This is a genomic window from Hymenobacter coccineus (assembly GCF_001816125.1).
GTDB classification, from domain to species: domain Bacteria; phylum Bacteroidota; class Bacteroidia; order Cytophagales; family Hymenobacteraceae; genus Hymenobacter; species Hymenobacter coccineus.
Genome location: NZ_MDZA01000437.1, coordinates 18,377 through 43,153, shown reverse-complemented (window position 1 = coordinate 43,153; position 24,777 = coordinate 18,377). Strand labels below are relative to the sequence as shown.

Sequence of the window (24,777 nt, the reverse complement as noted above, 5' to 3'; positions counted from 1 at the left end):
AGCCACCAGCAATTGCGTCGAATCGCAACTTCAAGTCGTACCGCTCTTATATGCGATTAAGCTATCAAGCATCAGTAGACCAGTTTGCAAGTTGGCTGGTTGTGAATCCTGAATAGACAATAGCTGGATGCTAACTTCTTATATTCGTCCCCTTGCTGGTGAATATGGCTCTTCGCACCCTCGTTCTTGCTACTTTCTTTTCCCACCCTGATTCACTGCCTTGCTCAGCTCGTTAAACGGCTGCGCCCGAGCGTTGCGCGTGGGCGGCAATGGGGGGGTATCACCTGCTGGGCACTGCTAGGACTGTTCTTATTGGTAGCGCGGGCGGCGCAGGCCCAGTCTTCTCCGCCGGATGAGTTCCGCTTCGAGCACCTTACCGTCGACGAGGGGCTCGCCCACAGCGACGCCATGGCCGTGACGCAGGACCAAACCGGCTTCATTTGGGTGGGTACCAACCACGGCCTGGACCGCTACGACGGCTACGGCCTGAAGCAGTACGCCCTGCCTATGAACCCGCTCAATGGGCTATCGGCCAACCGCATCCGGGTGCTGTACACTGATCGGATGGGTCAGCTTTGGGTAGGTACCGAGCGCGGCGGTATTAGTTTCTACGACGCCGACCACGACTGTTTCCGGAGCTTCGCTGCGCAGCCGGTGCCACCGCTGGCCCGGCGCCTGATGCGGCGGCTAGCGCAGGCTGATGTGTCGTCGCTGGTGTCCGACGCGCAAAGCCGGCTCTGGGTGGGGACCAGCCAAGGACTATTCGTCCTGACCTTCGGGCCGGGCCGACAGCAGTTGCAAAGCCTGGCGCTCATCCCGCCGGCGGGCGCCCCCCAGGCAGCATTTAACGTGCGCGTCTTGGCCGTAGACCAGCAAGGTAGCATCTGGGTGGGCGCCTACGACGTGGGCCTGCAAGTCGTGGATGCCACAGCTGCCCAGTTGGTAGCCCGCGCTACCCCCGTGGCGACGGCTGGCGTGCGGGCCCTGTGTCTTGACAACCGCGGCGACCTGTGGGTGGGCACCGACCACACCGTGCTGTGGGTGCACGGCGCGGCTGGCCGACGCCCCGAGGAGCTGACGGCCAAGACCTTGCCGCAGCGGCTGCCGTTTCTGCAGTCGCTGCGGCTAGACTCGTTTAACCGCCTGTGGGCTGGCACCATCTACGGGCTGTACGTGTGGGAGCCCGGCCCGGCGGCTGCCAACCGTCCGCCCTTGCAGGCCGCTCTTCCGCACCGCTTTCTACCCCGCGATGGGGAGCCGCACAGCCTCAATGCCGAGCAGGTCTATCAGATTTATGAGGACCGTAACCAACTGCTATGGCTGTGCACAGCGGCTGGGGGACTCAACTGGATAAACCTGCGGCAGAAGCCCTTTGGGCGCATTCGCCAGCAGCTGGTGGGCCAATCCACACTGCCCAACAACTACGTCAACGCCATTTACAAGGAGGAAGCACGCAACCTGCTCTGGTACGGCACCCGCAATGGGGCCGCGTGTTACGACTTGACAACTAAAAAGTTTCGCTATTATTTCAACCAGCCGCAACCCGACGCTTCTGGGGTGGATGTATCGGCCATCTTCCAAAGCTCTAATGGAACGCTCTGGTTTGGAACACGCGGCAACGGCCTGATGGCGCTTACCCGGCCCCACGGCCACGACCAGTTGACAACGTATACCACTGTCGGCCAGGGCCTGGACCTGAGCCGGCTCAGCATTGAAAGCCTCGCCGAGGACCGGTACGGCACGCTCTGGATTGGGGCCCGCGGCGGTGGCCTGCACCACCTCAGCCAGGCTGGCCGGCTGATGCCCGCCCACTCGGCCCCTCGTCACCCACTGCCCAGTAAGCAGTTTACCTACCTGTTGTACGACCGCACGCAGGACGTGCTCTGGGCCAGCACCTGCGACGCGGGCTTGCTTAAACTGCGCGTCACGCCCGACTCGGTGGTGCTGGTCCGGCAGTTTGCCTACCACTCGCCGCCGGGCCAGCGCCTGCAAGTAAACTACACGTGGCCGCTGCTGCTCGACCGGCAGGGGGCGCTCTGGATTGGCACCATTGGCGGGGGACTGCACCAACTCGTGACCGATACGCAGGGCAGAGAAAAGGTGCGCTCGTACCAGCCGTGGCTGCTGGAGAGTGACGTAGAAAGCCTGCTGGCCGACGACGACGGCAACCTCTGGGTGGGCGGCACCGGGCTCTACCGCTTCCAGCCCAGCACCCGCCAGTACCTGCGCTATGACGTGTCGGACGGCCTGCAAAGCAACGCCTTCAAGGTGGGGGCGGCTTATCGAGCCCAGGATGGCACGCTCTACTTTGGCGGCAAGAACGGCATCAGCTACTTCCAGCCGCGGTCCATTCAGCCCAATCCCTACCCCCCCGTGGTGCAGCTAACCGGCCTACGCATCCACAACGAGTTGGTGAAGGTAGGCACTCTGCTACACGGCCGGGTTCTGCTAAAGCGCGCCCTCTCCGCACCACAGCGGCTGACTATCAAGGCGTCGGAAAATGATTTCTCGGTAGACTTCGTAGCCCTGAATTTTGGTAGCCCGCTCAAAAGCCGCTACGCCTATTTCCTCGAAGGCTACCACCACGGCTGGGTGCTGCCGCCCCCCGGCCAGCGCACGGCCAGCTTCGCCAACCTGCCCTCCGGCGACTATACCCTGCAAGTGAAGGCCAGCAACGGCGAAGGCATATGGTCGCGACAACTGGCCACCATGCAGTTTACGGTGCTCGCGCCCTGGTACCGCACCGGCTGGGCTTACCTGCTTTATGCACTGGCGGCCCTAGGAGTCATAGCCCTGTATCGGCAAGTGGAAATGGCGCAGCAACGCCTGAAAAGCCGCTTGGCCCTGGAGCAGTATCAGGCCGAGAAGGAGAAGGAGTTGACTGATTTGAAACTGGGCTTTTTCACCAACGTTTCGCACGAGCTGCGCACGCCGCTCACGCTCATTCTGGGCCCAATTGAAGAGATAATGGGCAGCACCGGGCCGGTGGCGAACCTGCCCGGCAAGATGCATCTCATGCACCGGCAGGTGCGCAAGCTGCTGGAGTTGGTAAATCAACTGCTGGATTTTCGTAAGGTGGAGACGGGCCACGTGCCGCTGCTCGCCCGCCACGACGACGTAGTGAGCTTCCTGACTAGCCTCTACCCAGTCTTCCACCTGCGGAGCGAGGAAAAAAACATCGCCTACGTGCTGGATGTGCCGGCGGAGCCAGTGCTGCTCTATTTTGACCACAGCAAGCTGGAAATTATTCTCACCAACCTGCTCGCCAATGCCTTCACTTACACGCCCGCCCACGGCCGGGTAGAGCTGGCCGCTACCATCGTCGGCAATCCGGGGGGCGAAGCCGTGTACAGCCCCGAACAGCTCACAGGTAACTACTTGAAATTCACAGTTACGGATACGGGCGTCGGTATTCGGGCCAGCGAATTAACGCGCATTTTTGACCCCTACTATCAGGCTTCGCACACGGCAGCGCGGCGCGTGGCGGGCACGGGCATCGGGCTATCGCTGGCCAAGCAGTTTGCCGAGCGCCATGGCGGCCAGCTCACCGTAGCCAGCCGGGAGGGGGTAGGCACCACCTTCGAGTTACGCTTGCCTTTTGGCTGCCAGCACCTGGCCCCCGAAGACCTGCCGCCGGAAGACTCCATGGTGGAGCTGGCCGAGGAAGCGTCCAGCGTGCTGCCGACAGCGGAGCCAGCAGCGGCGGTGCGCGCCGCCCCCACCAGTCGGCCGCGCCTACTGCTGGTGGAAGATACCGAAGACGTGCGGCAGTACCTGAGCCAGCTCTTTGCGGATGAGTACGAGGTGCTGACCGCCGCCGATGGGCTAGTGGGCTGGGAGCAAACCCTGCGCCACTTGCCCGACCTAGTTATTAGCGACGTGATGATGCCTCGGAGCGACGGCCTGGAGCTGTGCCGCCAGCTTAAGCAGCATCCCAAAACGGCGCATATTCCGGTGGTACTGCTCACGGCCCGCACCGCTGCGGTGCACGAGCTGGAGGGCCTGGGGGTGGGGGCCGACGACTATGTGAGCAAGCCCTTCAACCCGCAGTTGCTGCAAGCCAAAGCCGCCGCCTTGCTGCGCACCCGCGGCAAGCTGCGCGAATACTACCAGCGGCAAATCTTGCTGGAGCCCACGGAAATCGTGGTGGCGGATGTCGACCGCCAATTTCTAGAGAACGCGATGTCCGTGGTAGAGCGCAACCTCGACAACCCCGAGTTTAGCGTGCAGGTGCTGGCGCGAGAGGTCAGCATGAGCCAGTCGATATGCTACCGGCGCATCAAGAGCGCCACGGGCCAGACGGCGGTGGAGTTTATTCGGGACGTGCGCATGAAGCGGGCCGCGCAACTGCTCACCCAAACTCAGATGCGGGTGTCGGAAGTAGCTTTTCAGGTGGGCGTTGCGGACGAAAAGTACTTTCGCAAGACATTTCAGAAAATCTACGGCGTGGTGCCCTCCGAATACATTCGGCAGCATCGGCCTAGCCGGGAACCACCGGCGCCGGCCAGCTAAGCCAACATCCGAGCTACTTCCTTATGGCGCCCGGCAGGTGCCGATGGCTTCGCCCTGGGCCGAGCTGGCGTTCCGCAGCCGGCCACGGCGCCCACCGACGACGCTCGGACCAGCAGCGTTGGATTGAGCACCAAGCACTGCGAGGCGATGACCTGCTTGGTATCGGCCAGCAGCTTTAGCAGCAGCTGCACGGCGGCCTGACCCATTGCGCTACCTTGCTGGTCGAGCGACGTCAAGGCCGGTTCGGCCAGCGCGGCCAGGCTTTCGGTGGTGAAAGCCGCCAACGCGACGTCTTGTGGAATGCGCAAGCCGTGCTCTTTCAGCACCTGCATCGCGCCAATGGCCACCAGTTCTTGAGTAGCGAAAATGGCATTGGGAACCACCGGCCCAGCCAAAAGGGCCAGCATGTGCTGGCGGCCGGCCGCCAGCGTCGGCCCCCCGGCGCACACCAGCCGCTCGTCAAGGAACAGGCCGTGCTCTTGTAATGCCTCTGCGTAGCCGCGCCGCTGCTCGCGGGATACGGCGTGGTGCTGAGCGCCGGTGAAGAGGGCAACGCGGGTTCGGCCTTGGGCGATAAGGTGGCCCACGCCCTTGTAAGCCCCTTGGCAATTGTTGAACACCACCGAGCTGGCGCGCCAGCAGTCGATAGCTTGATTAAAGAAAACCAGCGGTACGCCCTGCTGGCGCGTCACGTCAAAATGCCGGGTGCTGCCCGCCGCGTTGGCCACGGAAATGAGCAAGCCATCGACTTGTACTGTCAGGAGCCAGAGCAGTTGCGCCTGCTCCTGCTGCTCGTCCTCGTTCGACTCGCAGATGATGACGCGTAGCCCGGCCTGGCTAGCCGCGGCGGCAATGCTGTGCAACACCTCGGGAAAGAAATGGCCGGTGAGGCGCGGCACGATGACGCCGATAACCCCCGTGCTACCCCGTCGCAACCCCGCCGCGAGGCTGTTGGGCTGAAAGTTCAGGGTGCCGGCCAGCTCGCGCACACGCTGCTGCGTGGCTTGGCTAACGTTCGGCAAGCCAGCCAGCGCCCGCGAAACCGTTGAAGCCGACACATTGAGTTGCGTGGCTAAGTCTTTAATGGAAAGTCTGCGGGCGGCCATCGAAAAAGGAAGTAGGGAAAAGCATTACGCGCTGCGAATGGGCAAGTAACTAGCCGGGCAGCTAGGCAAAAAAGCGGGGCTGCCGCCCGATAGCTCCCGGCGCATGTGGCTGCAATAGTACTACCAGCTCCTCCGGCAGAAGGGGGGCTTTTTAGTTAATTATAAGGTACAAATTCAGTGATGCCTTTCCAGGGGGCCACGCGTCGGCGAAGGGCCAAAGCGGCGGGACGCAGGACTGGCCCAGCCGTCGCGGCACGCTCGCCCCCTGACCAAACCGCGCCGGGTCGCAAGCCCGAATTAACCGAAATGACCCAGTTTTTTCACCGAAAAACCCCGGCTTGGGTGAGAATCGCCCCGCTAGATTTGTACCGTTTCCAGAAAGAAAGAGACGCTGCCGGCAATAGCCACGGCTTTTCCGACAGCGGCACCTTGCCGGGGCAAAGCGACTACCCCTGGCTTACGCCAATTATTAAAAATGTTATTGCAAACGATTGTTTTGCTGCTTAGCCTAAGGTTCGCTCATGGAATTGCTGCCAACTAAGCAAGCCGACCGTGCGACATTAAAAACGCCGGAGCCTCAAGCATCCCGCTCGGCGAACTCATAAGCACTTAGCCGGGCCCCGTCTAGCAAAGCGATTGCTCGCCTTCTACTCCTTTTCCCACCCAAATCCTCTCTTATTTCATGAAAAAGACGGTACTTATAAAGGCCTGCAACCTGTGCTTTTCCTTTTCTTTCATATCGCTTGCCGGGGCGGCCACCGCGGCCCCAGCTAGGCTCCTCCGGCCCGCCCTGGCGACCGCCTTTTACCAGACGGCGCCCATCACCGGCCAGGTTACTGACCAGAAGGGCCAGCCCCTGCCGGGCGTCAGCATCCGGGTTAAAAGCCAGCCGACTATCGGCACCACGACAGACGGGTCGGGCCAGTACTCGCTCGGCCTGCCGGAAGGCGGCGCAACGCTGGTGTTCTCGTTCGTGGGATTCGTCAGCCAGGAAGTCGAAACGAAAAACGGCAGCAAGGTTGACATTCAGCTCAATGAGCAAGCCAACTCGCTTAATGAAGTGGTCGTGGTTGGCTTCGGCACCCAGAAAAAAACCTCGACCACGGCGGCCGTCTCCACGCTGCCGGCGGCTGACGTCGCGCAGAAGCCCGTCGTGAACCTGACCAACTCGCTGGCCGGGCGCGTGGCCGGCGTTATTTCTACGCAGGGCAGCGGCGAGCCGGGCATCGACGGGGCGAATATTCAGATTCGGGGCATCGGTACGACGGGCGGCACGCAGCCGCTCTACATCGTGGACAACGTGCCGCGCGACTTCAGCCGGCTCGACCCGAACACCATTGAAACCATCACGGTGCTCAAGGATGCCGCCGCCGTGGCACCCTACGGCGTGGCCGGCGCCAACGGCGTGATATTGGTAACGACCAAGAAGGGCCGCAAAGGGCCGCCGCAGCTGTCCTACAACGGCTACGTGGGCATTCAGAACCCGACCAGGTTGCCCAAGTTTGTCAACTCGTACCAGTACGCGCTCATGCGCAACGCCACGGTCGCCAACGACTTCCCCAACGACCCCACCCGCACCCTGCCGTACTCGCCCGACGACTTGCAGAAGTTTCAGGACCACTCCGACCCCGACGGGCACCCCGATGGGGAACCGCTGCGCGACATTATCAAGAAAAACCGCATCCTGACTTACCACAACCTGTCGCTGGCGGGTGGCGGCGACAAGGTGCAGTTCTTTACTTCGCTGGGCTACACCCACCAGCAGGGCATGTGGGACCCGACCTACCTCGACAAGTACAATGCCTCGTTGAGCGTGACGGCCGAAGCTACCAGCACCACCCGCGTGGGCTTGTCGCTGAACGGGTGGGTGGAAATGCAGCACTTTCCCACGTTTGGGGCTGGCTCCATTCTGCGGCAGGCGCAGCGGCAGGCGCCCACCACCCCCGTGCGCTACAGCAACGGGCTGCCCTCGGGCTACATCGCCGAGTCGCTGATTGGCGAGATTTACGGCAGCGGCACCCAGGTAAATCAGAACCCCTCCTTGCAGGCGCAGTTCCTAATTGAGCAGCAGCTGCCCTTTATCAAGGGCCTCAGCATCAAGGGCACCGCCAACTTCGACCCCAGCAGCTCGTTTCAGCGCAGCTACACTACCCCCATCACGTTCTACAACGTCGATACCACTTCCACCCCTTACACTTACAAGCAGGGCACGCAGGGCAACTCCAAGCCCAAGTTCACGGAGTACTACCGGCAGGACTGGGCCTTCACATACCAGGGCTACCTGAACTACGCCCGCACTTTCGGCAAGAGCGAGGTAACGGGCCTGGCGGTGGTGGAATCGCGCAACCTCACCACGCAGCAGTTTCAGGCCACCCGCGTTAACTACAACACGTCGATTGACGAGCTGGACTTTGGCGGCCCGGCTGCGGCCGACGCCACCAACGGCGGCACTTCGTTCAAAACCAAGCAGCTCGGCTACATCTACCGCGCCACCTACGCCTACGCTGGCAAGTACCTCTTCGAGGCCTCGGGCCGCTACGACGGCAGCTACGTGTTCGCGCCCGGCCGGCGTTTCGGCTTCTTCCCGGCGTTTTCGGCCGGCTGGCGGATAAGCGAGGAGAGCTTCCTCAAGGACCGCTACACCTGGCTCGACAACCTGAAGCTGCGGGGCTCGTGGGGGCAGTCGGGCGCGTACCCTTACATCGGTGGCAACATTGCCGCGTTTCAATACCTCAGCCCGTACACGCCCTACAGCCCGGCCGGCGTGCTAGGGGGCACCGCGGTACAGGGCCTCTACGAGGCGCAGCAGGGCAACCCCAACATCACCTGGGAGCGGGCCAACAAAACCGACATCGGCCTCGAAACTTCTTTGTGGAAAGGGCTGCTGAACCTGGAAGTGGACTTCTTTTACGAGAAGCGCGCCAACGTGCTGACCACCCGCGCCAACGCGCTGCCCGGCGAGTACGGCGTCGGGGTAGGGTTAGTGAACGCGGGCGTTATTACCAACCGCGGCTTCGACCTGACGGCGCGCACCTCGCGCCACTTCGGCAAGAATTGGAACTTGGACGTGACGGGCACCTTCACCTACGCCCGCAACAACCAGGTGAACGTCTTTGAAACCAGCGCCACCTACGACAACCCTAACCGCCGCATTGCCGGCCGGCCTATCGGCACGCAGTTTGGCTACCAGGCCTTGGGCTACTTCAGCGCCAGCGACTTCGCGGCCGATGGCACCACCCTCCAGGCTGGCATTCCGGTGCCCACCTTCGGGCCGGTGCGGGCCGGCGACCTCCAGTACGCCGACCTGAACGGCGACGACAAAATCGACATCAACGACCAAACGGTCATTGGCAAGTCCCAGACACCACAGGTAATTTACGGCATCGCCCCGCGTCTGACCTTCAAGAACTTCGACCTGGACTTCTTGGTGCAGGGCGCGGCCCGCAGCAGCATCTACCTGAACGGCTACCAGGTGCTGCCTTTCGACGGGGCGGGCTCAGCCAGTGCCTTATCCTTCAGCGAGTACTGGACCCCTGACCGCACCAATACGCTCTATCCCCGCCTGACCGGCACCCCCACGGCTAACAACACCCAAACGTCGTCGTGGTGGATACGCGACGCCGCCTTCGTGCGCCTTAAGAGCGCCGAGCTGGGCTACACCTTCGACAGCGCGCTGCTGCACAACGCCCTCAAGTCGGTGCGTCTCTTCGTGTCGGGGCAGAACCTGCTGACCTGGACGCCCTACATCCGGGAAATAACTGACCCTGATAACAGCAGCAATAACCAGAACTACTACCAGCAGCAGGTATTCTCGGTCGGCCTTAATGCTAACTTCTAGGCTCCCCTATTCCATGCTAACTTCTAAGCTCCCCTATTCCATGCAAACTCCTTCCCCCCTCCGCTTCGCCGCCGTGCTGCTTGGCGCCGCCCTGCTGCTGAACAGCTGCAAGAACGACGATTTCTTGAACGTGGATTCCAAGAGCGCGGTAACCGAAGTCAGCGCCTACAGCAGCGAAACCAACGCCGACCTGGTCGTCAACGACATTTACAACAACCTTGCCAGCTCCAGCAACGACTCCAATCAGAACCTGGAGCAATACTCCGACAACGGCTTTTGTGCGGCGGGCTGGCAAACGGCCCAGACCGTAGTGCGCGCCGGGGCCATCTCGCCGGCCAACGTACCCAACGGTCCCAACGGCATGTGGGCCTGGGAAACCAGCTACACCCGCATCAGGAAGTGCAACCTGTTTTTGCAGAACGTCGAGAAATACTCGGCCAACTTCTCGGCCAGCTGGAAAACGCAGCGGGTGGGCGAAGTGAGGTTCCTGCGTGCGCTCTACTACACGTACCTGTTTACCAGCTACGGCGGCGTGCCGCTCATCGACAAGCCGCTCGACTCCACTACCGACCCCGAAGGCCTGTTTGTGGTACGCAGCACCATCGACCAAACCGTGGCTTTCATCGTGGCCGACTGCGACGCGGCCGCCGCCAGTCTGCCCGCCACGGCCGCCCGCAAGGGCGACGGCCGCGCCACCAAGGGTGCGGCCCTTACGCTAAAGGGCTGGGCGCAACTCTTCGCCGCCAGCCCGCTTGCCAACCCTGGCGGCGACGCGGCTAAGTGGCGGGCTGCCGCCGCCGCCAATAAGCAGGTGATGGACCTAAACACGTACTCACTGTTCCCGGACTTCGCGGCCCTGTTTATGCAGGAAAACAACGACAACCAAGAAGTTATCTTTAATAAAGAGTACATCGCCGTTACAGCGGGCCAGTCGAAAGAGGGCACCTACGGGCCGGTGAACGTGAACGGGGTGACGCAGGGCTGGGGTAACTACGCGCCTACCCAGAGCCTGGTCGACGACTACCTCATGAGCAACGGCCTGCCCATCACCAACCCGGCCTCCGGCTACGACCCCCAAAACCCCTACCTGAACCGCGAAAAGCGCTTCTACCAGTCTATCCTCTACGATGGCGCGCGTGGCAGGGAGATACTATTACTACCCGCATTGGGGGCAACAACCAGATTGACCTGAACTCGACCAGCGACATCAGCAACACGGGCTACTACGGCCGCAAAACGCTGGACGAGCGCATTCCGGCCCAAACCAGCCGTGCGCTAACCGCTAGCGGCGCGAACTACGTCATCTTCCGCTTCGGCGAGGTGCTGCTCAGCTACGCCGAAGCCCAGAACGAAGCTGTCGGCCCCGACGCCAGCGTGTACGCCGCCCTCAACCAGCTGCGCAAGCGCGCGGGCCTGCCCGACCTGGCGGCGGGCATGAGCCAAGGACAACTGCGCGACTACATCCACCGGGAACGGCGCGTGGAGTTGGCCTTTGAGGACAAGCGCTGGTTTGACATCCGGCGCTGGAAAATCACTGCCGGCCCAACCGGCGTGCTCAACACGCCCTCGATGGGTATGCAGATTACCCCCGACAAAACCACCGGCAAGCTCACCTATGCTAAAGTGAAGGTATTTGAAAACCGCTTTTTCGACTTCCAGAACTGGATGCCCATCCCGCAGCAGGACATAGCGAAGAATACCAAGCTGGTGCAAAATCCAGGGTATTAAGGGGTTTAGCAGCGCAAGTGAGGTAGGGAGCTGGCCCGAGCGTGCGCGCCTCCCAGGGGTCTCGTAAGGCGCCTCCTACCCCCGGCGCAGGAAAGAACCCACCTTAAAACACGTTGACTTCAACACGCACTATGAAATACACCCTGTTCAAAAAGCATACTTTCAAGCTCTCGCTGGCGGCGGCGTTTATGTTCGGCGCGCAGCTCGGCTGGGGCCAGCAGGCACCCGACGCTCAGTTTCTGGCCAAGACGGACACGGCCGCCGTGCCGAAGGAGATTGAAAACCCCGAATGCATTGGTATTAATAAAGAGGCTAGCCACGCCACGCTCATGCCGTATGGCTCGCTGCCGGAGGCCCTGGCGGCCAACCGCCACGCGTCGTCTTTTAGCCGGAGCCTGAACGGGAAGTGGAAATTCCACTGGGTGGACTGGCCCCAGAAGCGGCCGGTTGACTTCTATAAGCCCGCGTTTGACGTGTCGGACTGGAAGGACATCAAGGTGCCGTCCAATTTTCAGGTCGAAGGCTACGGCACGCCCAACTACAGCAACTTCACGCTCATTTTCAAGAAAGACTTTCCCAGGGTGATGAGCACGCCCTCCGAGAAGTACACCACCTTCAAGGAGCGCAACCCGGTGGGCAGCTACCGCCGCGACTTCACCGTGCCGACCGCCTGGAAGGGCCGCCGCACCTTTATCACGTTCGACGGGGTAGACGCGGGCTTCTTCGTCTGGGTGAACGGCCGCAAGGTGGGCTACAGCGTGAACAGCCGCAACGCGGCCGAATTTGACCTGACCAAGTACCTCAAGCCCGGCCCCAACACGCTGGCCGTGGAAGTGTATCGGTTCACGAGCGGCAGCTACCTCGAAAACCAGGACATGTGGCGCCTGAGTGGCATTTTCCGCAACGTGACGCTGTGGAGCGCCCCCATGGAGCACATCCGCGACTACTTCATCAAAACCGACCTTGACCCGCAGTTCCGCGACGCGGACGTGCTGGTGACGGCCAAAGTGAAAAACTACGGCCCTACCCCCGTCAAGGCGCGGGCACTGAAGGCGACGCTCTATAATGGCACCACGGCGGTGGCCGGGGCCCTGGGCGAAAAGACGGTGCCGGCCCTCAGGCCCGGCCAGGAAACAACGGTTACGCTGCGCTTTCACGTGCGCAACCCGCAGAAGTGGACGGCCGAAACGCCCAAGCTCTACACCACCGTGCTGGCCCTGCAGGAAGGCAGCGCGGCCGTGGAAACCGTGTCGTCGCGCACCGGCTTCCGCGAGCTGGAAATAAAAGGCCGCTTGTTCACAGTTAATGGCGTGCCCATCAAGCTCAAGGGCGTGAACCGCCACGAGAACTGGCCCGACGACGGCCACGCCGTGACGGAGGCGCAGATGATTCGGGACCTAGAGCTGATCAAGCAGGCCAACTGCAACCACGTGCGCACCTGCCACTACTCCGACGACCCGCGCTGGTACGAGCTGTGCGACGAGTTCGGCATCTACCTGGTGGCCGAAGCCAACGTGGAGTGCCACGAGCAGCAAAACCAGTTTAACGAGGAGCCCACGTTCAAGGCGGCCATCGTGGACCGCAACGTGGCCAACGCGGAGAATTTCAAGAACCACCCCTCGGTAGTCATCTGGTCGCTGGGCAACGAGAACGGCGAGGGCGGCACCAATTTTCGGGCGGCCCTGGCGGCGGTGCGCGCCATCGACCCTAGCCGGCCCACGCACTACGAAGGCTTCGGCATTGGCAGTAAAAACCCGGCCGACATCGACAGCCGCATGTATACGGGGGTAGTGGAGCTGGAAAAAAATGCCAACGACAACGCCCTCACCAAACCCTTCTACCTGCAGGAGTACGCCCACGCCATGTTCAACTCGATGGGCTCGGTGGACATCTACAACGAGCTGTTTGATAAGTACCCGGCGCTGCTGGGCGGGGCCATCTGGGAGTGGCAGGACCAGGGCATCTACAACAACCGCAATCCGCAGCACCCGATAACGGCCTTCGGCGGCGGCTTCGGTGAGTACCCGAATGACCACTTCTTCATTCACAAGGGAGTCGTGTTTTCCGACCGTTCGCTCAAGCCGCACTACCCCGAGCTGAAGCACGCCTACCAGTGGATTACCATCCGCCCGAAGGACGCGAAAAACGGGGTGGTAATCATTAAGAACCGCTACCAATTCTCGAACCTGACGGGCCTGACGGCCAAGTGGGAAGTGAGCGAGGACGGCACGACCATCGCCACCGGGCCGCTAACCGTGGGGGCCATCAGCCCCGGCCAGGAAAAGAGCCTCACCATCCCGTACCAGGTGAAGGCCAAGCCCGGCGCCTTGTATTTCGCGCGGGTGTCGTTTGCGCTGGCCGCCGACCAGCGCTGGGCCAAAAAGGGCTATGAGGTGGCCGAGCAGCAGTTTGAGTTGCCGGTAGCCGTTCCGGCGGCCCCCGCCCCGGCGCCGGCCGGCTCCGTCACGCTCACCGACTCCAAGGACAACATCAAGGTCAGCGGCCCGGACTTCGCCTGCGACTTCAACAAGGCGAAAGGGACGTTCACGCAGCTCGAAAAAGGCGGCGAGAGCCTGCTCCAGGCCAACGGCGGCCCGATGCTGCACCTGTGGCGCGCCCCGCACCAGAAAGACGACATCTGGGCCTACGAAAACTGGGAAAAAAACGGCCTCAAAAACCTCACCTGGACCACCGACAACGTGAGCAGCCGGCAGGTGTCGCCCACCGCAGTTGAAATCAAGGCCAGCCTGACGGGCACCGGCCAGCAGGGCTTCGTAGTGCACCACCAGGTGGTGTACACCATCAACGGGGCCGGCCTCATCAACGTGGCCAACAACGTGACCTTCAGCGACCCCAAGCTCATCCTGGCCCGCATCGGCGTGCGGATGCAGCTGGCCAAGGACCTCAACCGGTTCGACTACTTGGGCCGGGGACCGATGGAAAACTACGGCGACCGCAAGAGCGGCTACGACGTGGGGCACTACGCCAGCAGCGTCAGCCAGCAAATGACGCCCTACGAGAAGCCGATGGAGTGCGGCAACCACGAGGACGTGCGCTGGGCCAACCTGACTTCCGCGAAGGGGGTAGAACTCACCGTTCGCGCCGACACGGCCCTGATGCAGGTCTCGGCCCTGCCCTACACCGACGAGGAGATGGACCCGGTGGAGTACAAGATTGACTTGCCCGCCAGCAAAGGCACTGTGCTCTGCCTCAGCCACAAGACGCTGGGGGTAGGCTCCAACGGTTGCGGCCCCCGCCCGCTGGAGCCCTACATGGTGTACGCGAAGCCCACCACGTTTAGCTACCAGCTGCAGCTCTCGAAAAAAGCGCCGGCCACCAGCCGCGGCAGCGTGGGGGCGCTGCTGAAAAACTAGGGCCTCTTCGGAGGCCATGTACGCGCAGTCCCACCCCCGGCCTATCCCCTGCGGGGGCCGGGGATGGGGCTGCATAAGCAGGATTATTAACAACCGCCAATGCTACTGCCTAACCACCTCATGCTAAAGCTAAAAAGCGGCCTGCTGCTACTAGCGTTGAGCGCTTTGGCCGGGTTCCGGCCGGGGCCGAAACCCGGCCGGGCTAGCCGCACTGGCCGAAACCCGGCATCGGCCGGCCTGCTGCGCTACGCCAACCCGCTGATGGGCACCGGACCGCTGACCGACCCGAAGGACATCGGCTACGCGGCCCCGAAAAGCTGGCGCGGGGCGTGGGCGGGCCTTGTGTTTCCCGGCAGCTCGCTGCCCAACGCGCTGGTGCAGCTAAGCCCCATCACCGAGTTTAGCACCGGCGCTGGCTACGACTACGCCGACTCCGTGATTTATGGCTTTGCCCACACCAACAAGGGGCACTGGAATTTGTGCCACTTGCCCATCTTGCCGGTTTCGGGCGAAGTACCGGGGGCGGGCGAAGCAGCGGGAGACGGGTATCACTCGCGCTTTTCGCACGCCACCGAGTCGGCCTCGCCCGGCTACTACGGCGTGACGCTAGCCGACTACCAGGTAGACGTGAAACTGACTTCTACCCTGCGCTGCGGCTTTCACCAGTACCACTACCGCCGGCCCGCCGGCCGCCAAATCGTGTTCAAGCTCGCCAAATCTAACGAGCGGGTGACGAACTGGCAGCTGGAGAAAGCCGGCGACGCGGCCGTGCAGGGCTTCCAAGAAACCGGCCAGCAAACCGTGTATTTCTACGCCATGCTCAGCGAAAACCTGCAAGACCTAGACGTGCGCGGCCCCGGTACCAAAGACGGCCTGGCCGTGCTACGCCTCCGCGACGGCGGCCGCAAGCCGGTGGAATTGCGGGTCGGGCTCTCGTTTGTGAGCGTAGCGAATGCCAAGCAAAACCTAGCACAGGAGGTCGGCAGCCGCTCCTTTGAGCAGGTACGACAGCAGGCCGCCCAAACCTGGGAATCCTTGCTCTCGAAGGTGGAAGTGAAGGGCGGCACGGCCAAGCAGAAGGAGATGTTTTACAGCTGCCTGTACCGCTCCTTTCTGTGGCCGGCCTTGCGCAGCGACACCAACGGCGAGTACCGCGACGTGAAAAACAACGTCGTCAAGGCCAGCTTTAACTACTACACCATCCCGTCGTTGTGGGACACTTACCGCAACAAGGACGTGCTGATGAGCATGTTGGCTCCGCAAGTCACGACCGACGTAATTAAGTCGCTGGAGGACATTGGCGACAAAACGGGCTTCATCCCCACCTTCTTCCACGGCGACCACGCCGCCTCGTTTATTGCCGCGGCTTATCAGCGCGGCATCACCGATTTTGACGTACGCGACGTGTACCGGCTGCTGTTGCGCAACGCCAACGTGGAAGGCGGCACCCGTCCGCACATTGCGGAGTACATCCAAAAAGGCTACGTGCCCACCACCGAGGTAACGAACCCGGAAGTGGAGACGAAAGGCAGCGCGGGCGTGTCGAAAACCCTGGAGTACGCCTACGACGACTACGCCGTGGCCCAGCTGGCCAAAGCATTGAATGACACTGCCAACTACCGCGTGCTGATGGCGCGCTCCAAGAACTACCGCAACGTGTTCGACCCCGGCACCAAGTTCATGCGCGGCCGGCTGGCGGATGGGACCTGGGTCCAGCACTTCAACCCCGAATATCCTTACTACGAGTACATGTACCGGGAGGCCAACGCCTGGCAGGTGTCCTTCTTTGCCCCCCACGACATGCCGGGCCTAGTGGCCTTGTACGGCGGCGCGCAACCCTTTGAGGCCAAGCTCGACTCGCTGTTTACCGTGCCCTGGAATAAAAGCTACATCGCCCGCAACGTGTCGGGCTTCATCGGGCAGTACTGCCATGGCAACCAGCCCGACCACGAGACGCCGTTTTCCTACTACTTCGTGGGTAAGCCGGAGAAGTCGCAGCGCCGGCTCGACGAGATTATGGCCAAGTTTTACGGTATGGGACCAAGCGGCTACGGCTATTCTGGCATGGACGACGCCGGCGAGATGTCGGCCTGGTACGTGTTCAGCGCCGCGGGCCTCTACCCCCTCTCGGCCGCCGATGCCCGCTACCTCGTTACGGCCCCGGTCTTTGATGAAGTGCGCTGGCAAGTAGACAGGGGCAAGGTGCTGAAGGTCAGAAAGCCAACCGCGGGCCGTAATCTCAGCGCCATCAAGGTAAACGGGGTGAATAATGCGGGCTACTTCGTGCCGTATGCGCTGTTTCGCAGCGGCGGCGAGATAGAGATTATTACAAACTGAATCAGTTGAGAATCAACATGAGCGTCTTGCTTTGCCCGGTAGAGGCCAGATGAGCGTGACGTTACTCGTCATTTTTAAGCTCCCCCTACCCCTAGCGCGGCTTTCCAGTTAGCATAGGCGCAACCGCTCTCCCGGCCATTACTAGCTTATTTATCGCCATACTATTCGCTTGCTTGATCTGATTTTTTATTTTTTTCCACCCATTCACCCCACCACAACCTCATGGAAAACAGGATGCAACAGTTGAAATTGGTAGGCGCAGCGCTGACGCTAGCCGCCGGAACTCTACTGCTTGGCTGTACCAAGACGGAGTTAAGCCCCGGCAGCGGGCCGGCAGTGGCGAGCAGCGGCGTGCCAGCCGACGCTGCGGTTGACCCCGGCAACGCCGATGCGGCTTTCAACGCCTTCAACAACTCTTTTCTGGTGAACACGGGCGGCCAAACGTATTACAAGTCGTCGGTTAATGACGGGACGCCGGAGCACACTTACCTGGCCGCCTTGGACATTATGTTGGCGGAGGATGTGTACGAGCGTACGGGAAGGGCCGCCCACAAGGACCTGGTCAATAACTTGTGCAACACTTTTCTTCAGAAACTGCCTACGCCTTGGGGCTATAATGGCTGGAACGACGACCTCGGGTGGTATTCAATGGCGATGGTCCGGGGCTACCAGATGACGGGCACGTCTAAGTTTTTGGTCGCGGCCAGGAACGGCTTCGACGAGGCCTTCGCCCGTGGGTGGGATACCCGGTGGAACGGCGGGGGCATCTGGGAACAGCAGATTGAAATGGTGCCGTCCGGTGAGAAAATTAACAAAGAAGCCCTGTCTAATAACACCTTGGGCATCGTGGCCTGCCTGATTTATCAAAGCAACCACGACAAATGGTACCTGGACCAGGCTACCCAAATCTACGACTGGATGCGGCGCACCATTTACAATACCAGCACGGGCCAGGTCTATACCGGCGTTTTCCAGAACGGTAATATTGACTATGGCGAAGCGGTGTACAACCAGGGCGCCTTTGTGGACTACGCCAACCTGCTCTACCAAATTACGGGTAACACCAGTTACTACGACGATGCCAAGCGGTCGATTGACTACGTGAAAAACAGCCCCACCCTGACCACTGGGGGCGTCATCAGCACCGACGACGGTGGGCACGATACCTGGGCCGACGCCTTTGCGCGGGGCCTGGGTCACTTCGTCCGCGACAACCGCCAGTGGGACGCCTACTACCCCTGGATGGCGCAGAACGCCGGTGCCCTCTGGGCTAACCGCCGGACCGACCAAAACTTGACCTGGAACGCGTGGGCTAGGCCAACGCCCAATGACAATAACATGAAAAGTATCAAATTCGTCAGCGCCGTGGCTTGGCTGCAATTCACCCCGGCCACGAAGCCCGGTGCTATTGCCGGCGTGCACACCATCGTGAGCAAGCTGGGCAACATGGCCGTCGACAACGCGGGCTTGACCGACAACGGCACAGGCATCGTGCAGTGGGGCGCGGGTAACAATCAAAACCAGAAGTGGAACTTCACCCAGAACGAAGACGGCTCCTGGAACATCATCAGCCAGCAGAGCTGGCAGGCGCTGGACGTGCCCAATAGCAACGTGGTCAACGGCACGCAGCCCGTGCAATGGCCCTCGAACCGCGCCGCCAACCAGCGCTGGTGGGTGGAGGCGCAGGCCGACGGCACCTACCGCATCTGGAGCCAGGTAGTAGGCGGTGGCTCACTCGACAACGGCAGCACCACGACCAACGGCGACAAGCTGCTGCTTTGGGGCTGGGGCGGTGGCGACCAACAGCACTGGCAGCTGCGCTAGGGGGCCTTAGGGGGGTAGGGAGTAGTGAAAGCGTCCGCCACAATAGGAGCGGTTTCAACAGTCCCTACCCCTCTTAAGCTAAATCAGTGTACGGGTACATTTCAGATTTCAAGCACTTTAACAAAACCTCTTAGTATGAAAAAGCTTATTTTGTTACTTCCCTTACTAAACGTTTGCTGCTCGTTTCTGGCGCGTGCGCAAATCACCCGGGTGGTGTGCGTCGGCAACAGTGTTACGGCCGGCTACACGCTACAAAGCGACCAGGAAGCCTGGCCCGCCCGGCTCGGGGTGATGCTGGGCAGCAAGTACACCGTCTACAACTGCGGGGTCAGCGGCACCACTATGCTCAAGCGCACCAACACGCCCTACTGGAACACGATGCGCTTCACCGAAGCCAAAAGCTACGACCCGAACATTCTCATCATCTCGCTCGGCACCAACGACGCTCACCCGGACAACTGGCAGTACAAGGCCGATTTTGTGAACGACTACTCGGCCATGATTGACGCCTTTCGGCAAAACGGCCGCAACCCCACCATCTACCTGTGCTACCCGGTGGCGTGCTACGGCGACGCCAGCCAGGTTTCCAATCTGCAGAACGAGGTGATTCCGCTCATCGCGCAGGTAGCCAAGGCGAAAGGGGCAAACATCATCGACTACAACACGCCCACGCAAGGCAAGCGTGGCACGCTCTACAACGACAACCTGCACCCCAACGCGGCCGGCGCACTACTGCTGGCCGAAACCGCCTTCAACACGCTTAACCCCGTGCTGCCGGCTTTCTACCAGAGCTGCTCCTACGGCGGCTACGGCGTCAAGCTCACGCTGGGCGACTACAACTACGCCGCGCTGCAAGCCCTGGGAGTTGCCAACGATGATATCTCCTCCATAAAAGTCCCGGCCGGCTACAAGGTGTTTGCCTACGTGGAAGACAACTTTGGCGGCAACTACCTCACCCTCACTGCCGACAATGCCTGCCTGGGAGGGTGGGATAACCTAACAACCTCCATTCGGGTGCGCGCCAACGGCGTGACGGGCAAAAACGGCACCTATTCGCTGCAAAACCGCAACAGCGGCAAGTACATGGACGTGGCGGGCGGCAGCACGGCCGATGGCGCGAACATCCTGCAATGGCGCGGCACCGGTGCCGCCAACCAGCAGTTTGCCCTGACTGACGTGGGCGACGGGGCTTACAAAATCAGCAACGTGGCCACCGGCAAAGTGGTGGACGTGGCCGGCGGCAGCGTCAACAACACCGCCAACGTGCTACAATGGACCGCTGCCGCCGGGGGGGCTAACAACCAGAAATTTATTCTGCTCGCCGCCGACAACGGGTACTACAAGCTGAAAGCAGCCCACAGCGGCCGGCTGGTGGAAGTAAGCGGGGGCGGCCTCAACGACGACGACAATATCGACCAGTACGACGACAATAACCAGCTCCACGGTCAGTGGCTGCTCGCGGCGGCTAGCGCCTCCCTGGCTAGCAAGGCTGCCACTGCCGCCAAGCTTGGCCCCCCGGAAGCAGTGCTTTTTCCCAACCCGGCCACCGAAACAGTAACGCTGACCGACATTCCGGCCAATACCACGCTCACGGTGGTAGATGCAGTGGGTCGCACCGTGCTGCACCTAAAATCGCCGGCTAGCGGCGGCGCGGTGCAGGTGAACGTCAGCAGCTTAAAAGCTGGCAGCTACTACCTCAGGACCGGCAAGGGCGAAAGCAAAGCCCTGAAAATACTTAAGCAATGAGCTTCCATAGCCTACCCCCTCCGAGACATATAACTTGTATACCAAGTATTTAGGAGGGGGGTAGGTGTATAGTCACAGGGTGAGGTGGGTGGGGTCACGAATAAAGATAGTTGGGTTTAAATACCATTGTTGGCAGATAAATTCGTGTGTGGGTTTGCTCCGTAGTCGTTTGAAGCGCTTGCCGTGGTTGTAAGTCCGTAGAAAGGCTTGAAATGGTCGTTGGGCTGAGCCGTAGTCTGGTAGTGATAGCGCTGGACAGTAGCCTCTTTGAGGATGCGGTTGAAGCGCTCGACCTGCCCGGGCGGGTTTGTTAAAGCGGTGCTCGCTGCCGTGCTCGTCGCAGACACGGTCAAAAATGTGTCACCAGGTATGCCCCTGGTGGGGCATATTACCGAACTGGGTCCCGTTGTCGGTTAACACTTTATGCACTTTGTTGGGGATGGCCGCCAGTACCCGGCGCAAAAAATCAGCAGCCAGCATTTTCGTCGCCTGGGGCTGTAGTTCGGCAAAGGCCCGAAAGTGCACAGTGCGCTGGGCGCATGGCTCGTCCTACAAGCCGGCTAGCACTTTTTGGTGCCGGTAGCGGCGGCAGTGGAAGAGCATACGGCCTAGGAAGGCGGGCGGCTCGGCTGGTGAATCATCCGAGCCGCTGCGCACGTATTTGGCCTTTTGCTTGCTTATGAACTCCGCGCCTGCCTCTTACCTGGTAACTTACGATTCGGAGTTATTTCCCCAAGCCCCCTTGGCAACGAGTGCTGCGCAGGCGTGGCCTGGCTTGCGGGTAGAGCATTACCAATCGCCCGCGATGGAGTTGCCCGCGCATTTCCACTTGCACCACTTGTTATTGCTGCACCAGCCCCAAGCACCCGTGCTGGCCCGCCGCCGACAGGGCCGCCACGTGGAAGTAACCGCTTTTCAAGCTGGTGACGCGGGCCTGTATCCGGGGGGTGAGTACGGGGCCGTGATGTGGGAAGGCTTGTTGGATACTACGCACTTGTATTTGGATAACGAGTACCTGGAAAAACTGGCTGGCCAGCGCCTGGACCGCACGGCTTTTAGCTTGCACAACCGTTTCCAGTTCGCTGACCCGTTCCTCACGCAGGTTGGACAGCAGCTGCTAGCGGCTGTCATCATCCCGCCCGCGTTAGGCCAGCTTTACGTTGAGTCGCTGACCCAAGTGCTTATGTACTACTTGCTAGAGCACTACGCCACCCCCGCCCCACGCGTAACTTCCGGCGCTCAGCTACCCGTGGCGGTACTGCGTCGCATCGACGAGTATCTGGCCGCCCACGCCAGCCCGTGACGCTGGAGGCACTGGCTAGCCTGGCCAACCTCAGCGTGTTCTAGTTCGCTCGCCGCTTTAAGTTGACCTTGGGCATCCCCCCCTACCAGTACGTGTTAGGGTGGAAAATGCGGCGCGCGCAGCAGCTTCTGCGTACCGGCACTTTGCCGGTGGCGACCGTCAGCGATGCGCTCGGCTTTGCTACGCCGGCGCGCTTCGCGGAGGCCTTTCGGCGGGCCGTGGGGTGCAGCCCGCGGAAGTATACCAGCCAGCGGTAGCGGGCAAAACGAGCAAGAATGCGGAAGTAAAGGCGCAAGAATCAGGCGCAGTTCCAAGACCGGGCCGGTGGAACTTTGCCCTTGTCAAATAGGACGAGGCAATTGCTCTGCGCCAGAACTGACCAGTGGCGGCAGGGGCTAGCACCTGTTGCCACGGCCGACTGGCGCGAGGAGCCGCGCTGACCCCTGTTCCACCTAGTCAGCCATTTTACCCTGCTGCCCGCATTATAGGCATTACTTATGAGTAACCCAAAGCTGCATATCGCCTTCGGCGAGTATGGCCGCACCCGCGTGCTGGCCGATGGAACGGTCAAGATGGAAGGGGTTGAAGTGGATTTCTACTCTAACCGCATCGTGACCGAAGTATTCGAGGGCATGGTGCGGGGCAAATATGACGTGTCGGAGCTAGGCCTGTCCCATTTTCTGCGCACGATGGACTTCGACGACCCGCCTTTTCTGGCCATTCCCGTATTCCCGAACCGGTGCTTCCGGCACTCTGCCATCTACGTCAACGTCAATAGCGGCATTAAGAAGCCGGAAGACTTGGTGAGCAAACGCGTGGGGGAGTTTGCTCTGTACGGTCACGACGCGGGCGTGTGGCCTAAAGGCATCCTCTCGGACGACTACCGCGTGAAGCCCGAACAGTGCAGCTGGGTTATCGGGGGCCTCGACTGGCCCCTGAAGCCGACTACCTTCGTGCCGCAGCCCCACCCGGCCAACGTGCAGGTTACGAATATGCCCAACGGCACGGACCTGGGACAGCTGCTCGAAGACGGAGAAATTGATGCCCTCATCTCGGCCGACATTCCGAAGTGCATCTTGGAAAAGTCGCCCAAGGTGGCGCTACTTTTTCCCGACTACGTGGCCACCGAGCGGGCCTACTACCAGCGCACAGGCATCTACCCGATTATGCACACCGTGGTGGTGCGCAAGGAGCTGGCCCTGCAACAGCCCGACCTCATCCGGGCAGTTTACCAGGGCTTCTGCGACGCGGAAAACCTGGTGAAGCAGCAGTACACGCAAAGCATAATTTTTCAACAACATGAATAGCATGATTCCGTGGCTCACCAACCTGTTGACTGAAGACCGCGCCGTGCTCGGCAATGACTGGTGGCCGGCCGGCCTGGCCGCCAACCGCAAGGCGGTGGATGCGTTTCTGCGCTACCATTACGAGCAGGGCCTTTCGAAGCGCCAGCTAACGTGCGAGGACATTTTCGTGCCTTACCTGCTGAACACCTAAAAGTTCGGCGCCAGGGCGTATTTGCTTGCTTATCAGATTAGTATGCCCTGGTGCCGAAAATTAGGTCTGTAACGAAGCGGGCGCGGCCGGCGCTGGTATAGTTCGTTACTTACCGTGCCGGCTCAAGCCTGAAAATCTAGCGCAATTATATGAAAATCATTGACTTAGAAGAACATTTCTGAACACCTGAAATTGCCGCCGCGTTCAACCAACCGGGCAAGCGGGAAGCCAGCATGAACCTATACCAAGACCCAACCTTGCTGCATCGGCTGCAAGACCTAAGCGACGACCGCCTGCGGCAAATGGACCTGATTGAGCTGGATATGATGGTCTTATCAGTGACAACCCCGGCCACCCAGGCGCTGCCCCCGACGGCAGGCAGTACTCCTGGCTTGCCAGGCCAACGACCGGCTGGCGGCGGCTATTCAGGCCCATCCCGACCGCTTTACTGGCTTTGCTACCCTGCCGACTCCCGACCCGGTTGCAGCCGTGAGCGAATTGCACCGAGCGGTGCAGGAGCTGGGCCTGCGCGGGGCGATGATTCACGCCCGCACCGGGGATGGGTACCTTGACCACCCCGACTACCGGCCCCTGCTGGCGGCAGCGGCGGCCCTGGAAGTGCCTGTCTACCTGCACCCGCAAATTCCGCCTCAGCCGGTGCGCGCCCAGTACTAGGACGGGTTTGACCCGGCGCTAAGCCTGAGTTTTGCCACCAACGGCTGGGGCTGGCACCTGGACGCGGGGGTGGCCGCACTACGCTTGATTCTGGCCGGAGTATTCGATGAGCTACCCAACCTGCAAATCGTGCTGGGGCACTGGGGGAGATGGTTACCTTCTTCCTGGAGCGGGTCAACCTGATGACGGCCAGCGCGAAAAACCTGAAGATGCCCGTAGTGAAGTATTACCGGCGAAATTTCTACGTCACGCCCAGCGGCATGTTCAATGCCCGGTACCTGCAAGAAGCCCTGGAAATAATGGGGATCGAGCGGGCGCTGTACGCCACTGATTACCCGTTCGTTTACCGCCCAGATGGTACCGCCCCCTCACTTTTTGGAGTAAGCTGCTATTTCCGATGACGCAAGGGCCAACATTGCCCACCGCAATGCTGAAAGGCTGCTTAAGCTGTCTTGACTAGTGCGTCAAGCATAAGGTAGTTCTAACAAGCGTATTTTACTAAGCTGGCTAGAGAATTCCGCCCGCGCCGCTAGGGTCGTGCAACGACGCGGGCGGGGTTCTTCAGCCAGCGCGGAAGAGCCAGTTTTTACTCCTTCCTCTTGCTGGATAAGTACTTAACCCCTAAGCAGGAAGGATGCGTTGGCCTAAGTCCTTCACTACCTCAGCACTTTGCCACTCTTAGTAGCGGCTGGCTACCCAGCCCCGCAAGTAATCAAGTCGGCAAATTGTAGCTGACTACGGGAATTCACCCTAAATACCAACCATTCCTGCTCGCATTATTCATGACCGTATTTCACGAGGCTCGTTCTTTCAACGGCCATGACGCTGGCTAACATA

15 protein-coding genes and 1 pseudogene are annotated in these 24,777 nt (G+C 61.0%); 15 read left to right on the top strand and 1 reads right to left on the bottom strand.

Annotation, left to right across the window (positions count from 1 at the left end; all coding sequences use genetic code 11):
- Positions 1–312: 312 nt before the first annotated feature.
- On the top strand, positions 313–4,512 hold the full coding sequence (locus BEN49_RS22620) for a hybrid sensor histidine kinase/response regulator transcription factor (protein WP_094123209.1): 4,200 nt from the start codon (positions 313–315) through the stop codon (positions 4,510–4,512).
- On the opposite strand, the gene BEN49_RS22615 is transcribed toward BEN49_RS22620, so the two are convergent.
- Positions 4,509–5,618 (bottom strand): LacI family DNA-binding transcriptional regulator, encoded by a 1,110-nt coding sequence (locus BEN49_RS22615; RefSeq protein WP_070746864.1) that lies wholly within the window; start codon positions 5,616–5,618, stop codon positions 4,509–4,511. The genes BEN49_RS22620 and BEN49_RS22615 overlap by 4 nt on opposite strands.
- A 306-nt stretch (positions 5,619–5,924) precedes the next feature.
- Between BEN49_RS22615 and BEN49_RS27300 the strand changes: the two genes are divergently transcribed.
- The 14 genes and pseudogenes from BEN49_RS27300 (at position 5,925) to BEN49_RS26095 (ending at position 24,341) form a co-directional block, all read left to right on the top strand.
- Complete coding sequence (locus BEN49_RS27300) at positions 5,925–6,125, top strand: hypothetical protein (protein ID WP_125917140.1); 201 nt, start codon at positions 5,925–5,927, stop codon at positions 6,123–6,125.
- A gap of 175 nt (positions 6,126–6,300) precedes the next feature.
- Entirely contained in the window at positions 6,301–9,456 is a 3,156-nt protein-coding gene (locus BEN49_RS22610) for a SusC/RagA family TonB-linked outer membrane protein (RefSeq protein ID WP_070746863.1), read from the top strand.
- A 40-nt stretch (positions 9,457–9,496) separates the two neighbouring features.
- Positions 9,497–10,648, top strand: coding sequence for a RagB/SusD family nutrient uptake outer membrane protein (locus BEN49_RS26110; protein ID WP_158023050.1), 1,152 nt, complete (start codon positions 9,497–9,499; stop codon positions 10,646–10,648).
- Positions 10,609–11,184: a RagB/SusD family nutrient uptake outer membrane protein gene (locus BEN49_RS30305; protein ID WP_083326380.1), complete on the top strand. Its 576-nt coding sequence runs from the start codon at positions 10,609–10,611 to the stop codon at positions 11,182–11,184. The genes BEN49_RS26110 and BEN49_RS30305 overlap by 40 nt, the downstream gene beginning before the upstream one ends.
- A gap of 131 nt (positions 11,185–11,315) precedes the next feature.
- Positions 11,316–14,558: a glycoside hydrolase family 2 TIM barrel-domain containing protein gene (locus tag BEN49_RS22600; protein ID WP_070746858.1), complete on the top strand. Its 3,243-nt coding sequence runs from the start codon at positions 11,316–11,318 to the stop codon at positions 14,556–14,558.
- A gap of 120 nt (positions 14,559–14,678) precedes the next feature.
- The gene (locus tag BEN49_RS22595) at positions 14,679–16,895 is read left to right on the top strand and encodes a GH92 family glycosyl hydrolase (RefSeq protein WP_083326390.1); all 2,217 of its coding nucleotides are present in this window, start codon (positions 14,679–14,681) and stop codon (positions 16,893–16,895) included.
- A 222-nt stretch (positions 16,896–17,117) separates the two neighbouring features.
- Positions 17,118–18,719, top strand: a complete 1,602-nt coding sequence (locus BEN49_RS22590) for a glycoside hydrolase family 76 protein (RefSeq protein WP_070746856.1) — start codon at positions 17,118–17,120, stop codon at positions 18,717–18,719.
- Positions 18,720–18,854: 135 nt separating this feature from the next.
- Complete coding sequence (locus tag BEN49_RS22585) at positions 18,855–20,465, top strand: RICIN domain-containing protein (protein WP_070746854.1); 1,611 nt, start codon at positions 18,855–18,857, stop codon at positions 20,463–20,465.
- An 805-nt stretch (positions 20,466–21,270) separates the two neighbouring features.
- Positions 21,271–21,768 carry a hypothetical protein gene (locus tag BEN49_RS22580; RefSeq protein ID WP_125917138.1) on the top strand — a complete coding sequence of 166 codons (498 nt, stop codon included), beginning with the start codon at positions 21,271–21,273 and terminating at the stop codon, positions 21,766–21,768.
- A gap of 56 nt (positions 21,769–21,824) precedes the next feature.
- Positions 21,825–22,025, top strand: a pseudogene (locus tag BEN49_RS31095) (helix-turn-helix transcriptional regulator); the annotation flags it as partial.
- 240 nt (positions 22,026–22,265) lie between these two features.
- Positions 22,266–23,075 (top strand): substrate-binding domain-containing protein, encoded by an 810-nt coding sequence (locus tag BEN49_RS22570; protein ID WP_204376187.1) that lies wholly within the window; start codon positions 22,266–22,268, stop codon positions 23,073–23,075.
- Positions 23,068–23,265, top strand: coding sequence for a hypothetical protein (locus BEN49_RS29025; RefSeq protein ID WP_204376186.1), 198 nt, complete (start codon positions 23,068–23,070; stop codon positions 23,263–23,265). The genes BEN49_RS22570 and BEN49_RS29025 overlap by 8 nt, the downstream gene beginning before the upstream one ends.
- Before the next feature lie 387 nt (positions 23,266–23,652).
- Complete coding sequence (locus BEN49_RS26100) at positions 23,653–23,940, top strand: amidohydrolase family protein (protein ID WP_083326379.1); 288 nt, start codon at positions 23,653–23,655, stop codon at positions 23,938–23,940.
- A 149-nt stretch (positions 23,941–24,089) separates the two neighbouring features.
- A complete protein-coding gene (locus BEN49_RS26095; protein ID WP_083326378.1) occupies positions 24,090–24,341 on the top strand; it encodes a hypothetical protein in 252 nt (83 codons plus the stop codon).
- The last annotated feature ends 436 nt before the right edge of the window (positions 24,342–24,777 follow it).

What these genes read in the sequence shown, in the direction of transcription:
- BEN49_RS26095 (WP_083326378.1), top strand. Translation starts at nt 24,090, where the DNA reads ATGGTTACCTTCTTCCTGGAGCGGGTCAACCTGATGACGGCCAGCGCG.
- BEN49_RS26110 (WP_158023050.1), top strand. Translation starts at nt 9,497, where the DNA reads ATGCAAACTCCTTCCCCCCTCCGCTTCGCCGCCGTGCTGCTTGGCGCC.
- BEN49_RS22615 (WP_070746864.1), bottom strand. Translation starts at nt 5,618, where the DNA reads ATGGCCGCCCGCAGACTTTCCATTAAAGACTTAGCCACGCAACTCAAT.
- BEN49_RS22590 (WP_070746856.1), top strand. Translation starts at nt 17,118, where the DNA reads ATGGAAAACAGGATGCAACAGTTGAAATTGGTAGGCGCAGCGCTGACG.
- BEN49_RS22580 (WP_125917138.1), top strand. Translation starts at nt 21,271, where the DNA reads ATGGAGTTGCCCGCGCATTTCCACTTGCACCACTTGTTATTGCTGCAC.
- BEN49_RS22595 (WP_083326390.1), top strand. Translation starts at nt 14,679, where the DNA reads ATGCTAAAGCTAAAAAGCGGCCTGCTGCTACTAGCGTTGAGCGCTTTG.
- BEN49_RS22600 (WP_070746858.1), top strand. Translation starts at nt 11,316, where the DNA reads ATGAAATACACCCTGTTCAAAAAGCATACTTTCAAGCTCTCGCTGGCG.
- BEN49_RS27300 (WP_125917140.1), top strand. Translation starts at nt 5,925, where the DNA reads ATGACCCAGTTTTTTCACCGAAAAACCCCGGCTTGGGTGAGAATCGCC.
- BEN49_RS29025 (WP_204376186.1), top strand. Translation starts at nt 23,068, where the DNA reads ATGAATAGCATGATTCCGTGGCTCACCAACCTGTTGACTGAAGACCGC.
- BEN49_RS22585 (WP_070746854.1), top strand. Translation starts at nt 18,855, where the DNA reads ATGAAAAAGCTTATTTTGTTACTTCCCTTACTAAACGTTTGCTGCTCG.
- BEN49_RS22610 (WP_070746863.1), top strand. Translation starts at nt 6,301, where the DNA reads ATGAAAAAGACGGTACTTATAAAGGCCTGCAACCTGTGCTTTTCCTTT.
- BEN49_RS22570 (WP_204376187.1), top strand. Translation starts at nt 22,266, where the DNA reads ATGAGTAACCCAAAGCTGCATATCGCCTTCGGCGAGTATGGCCGCACC.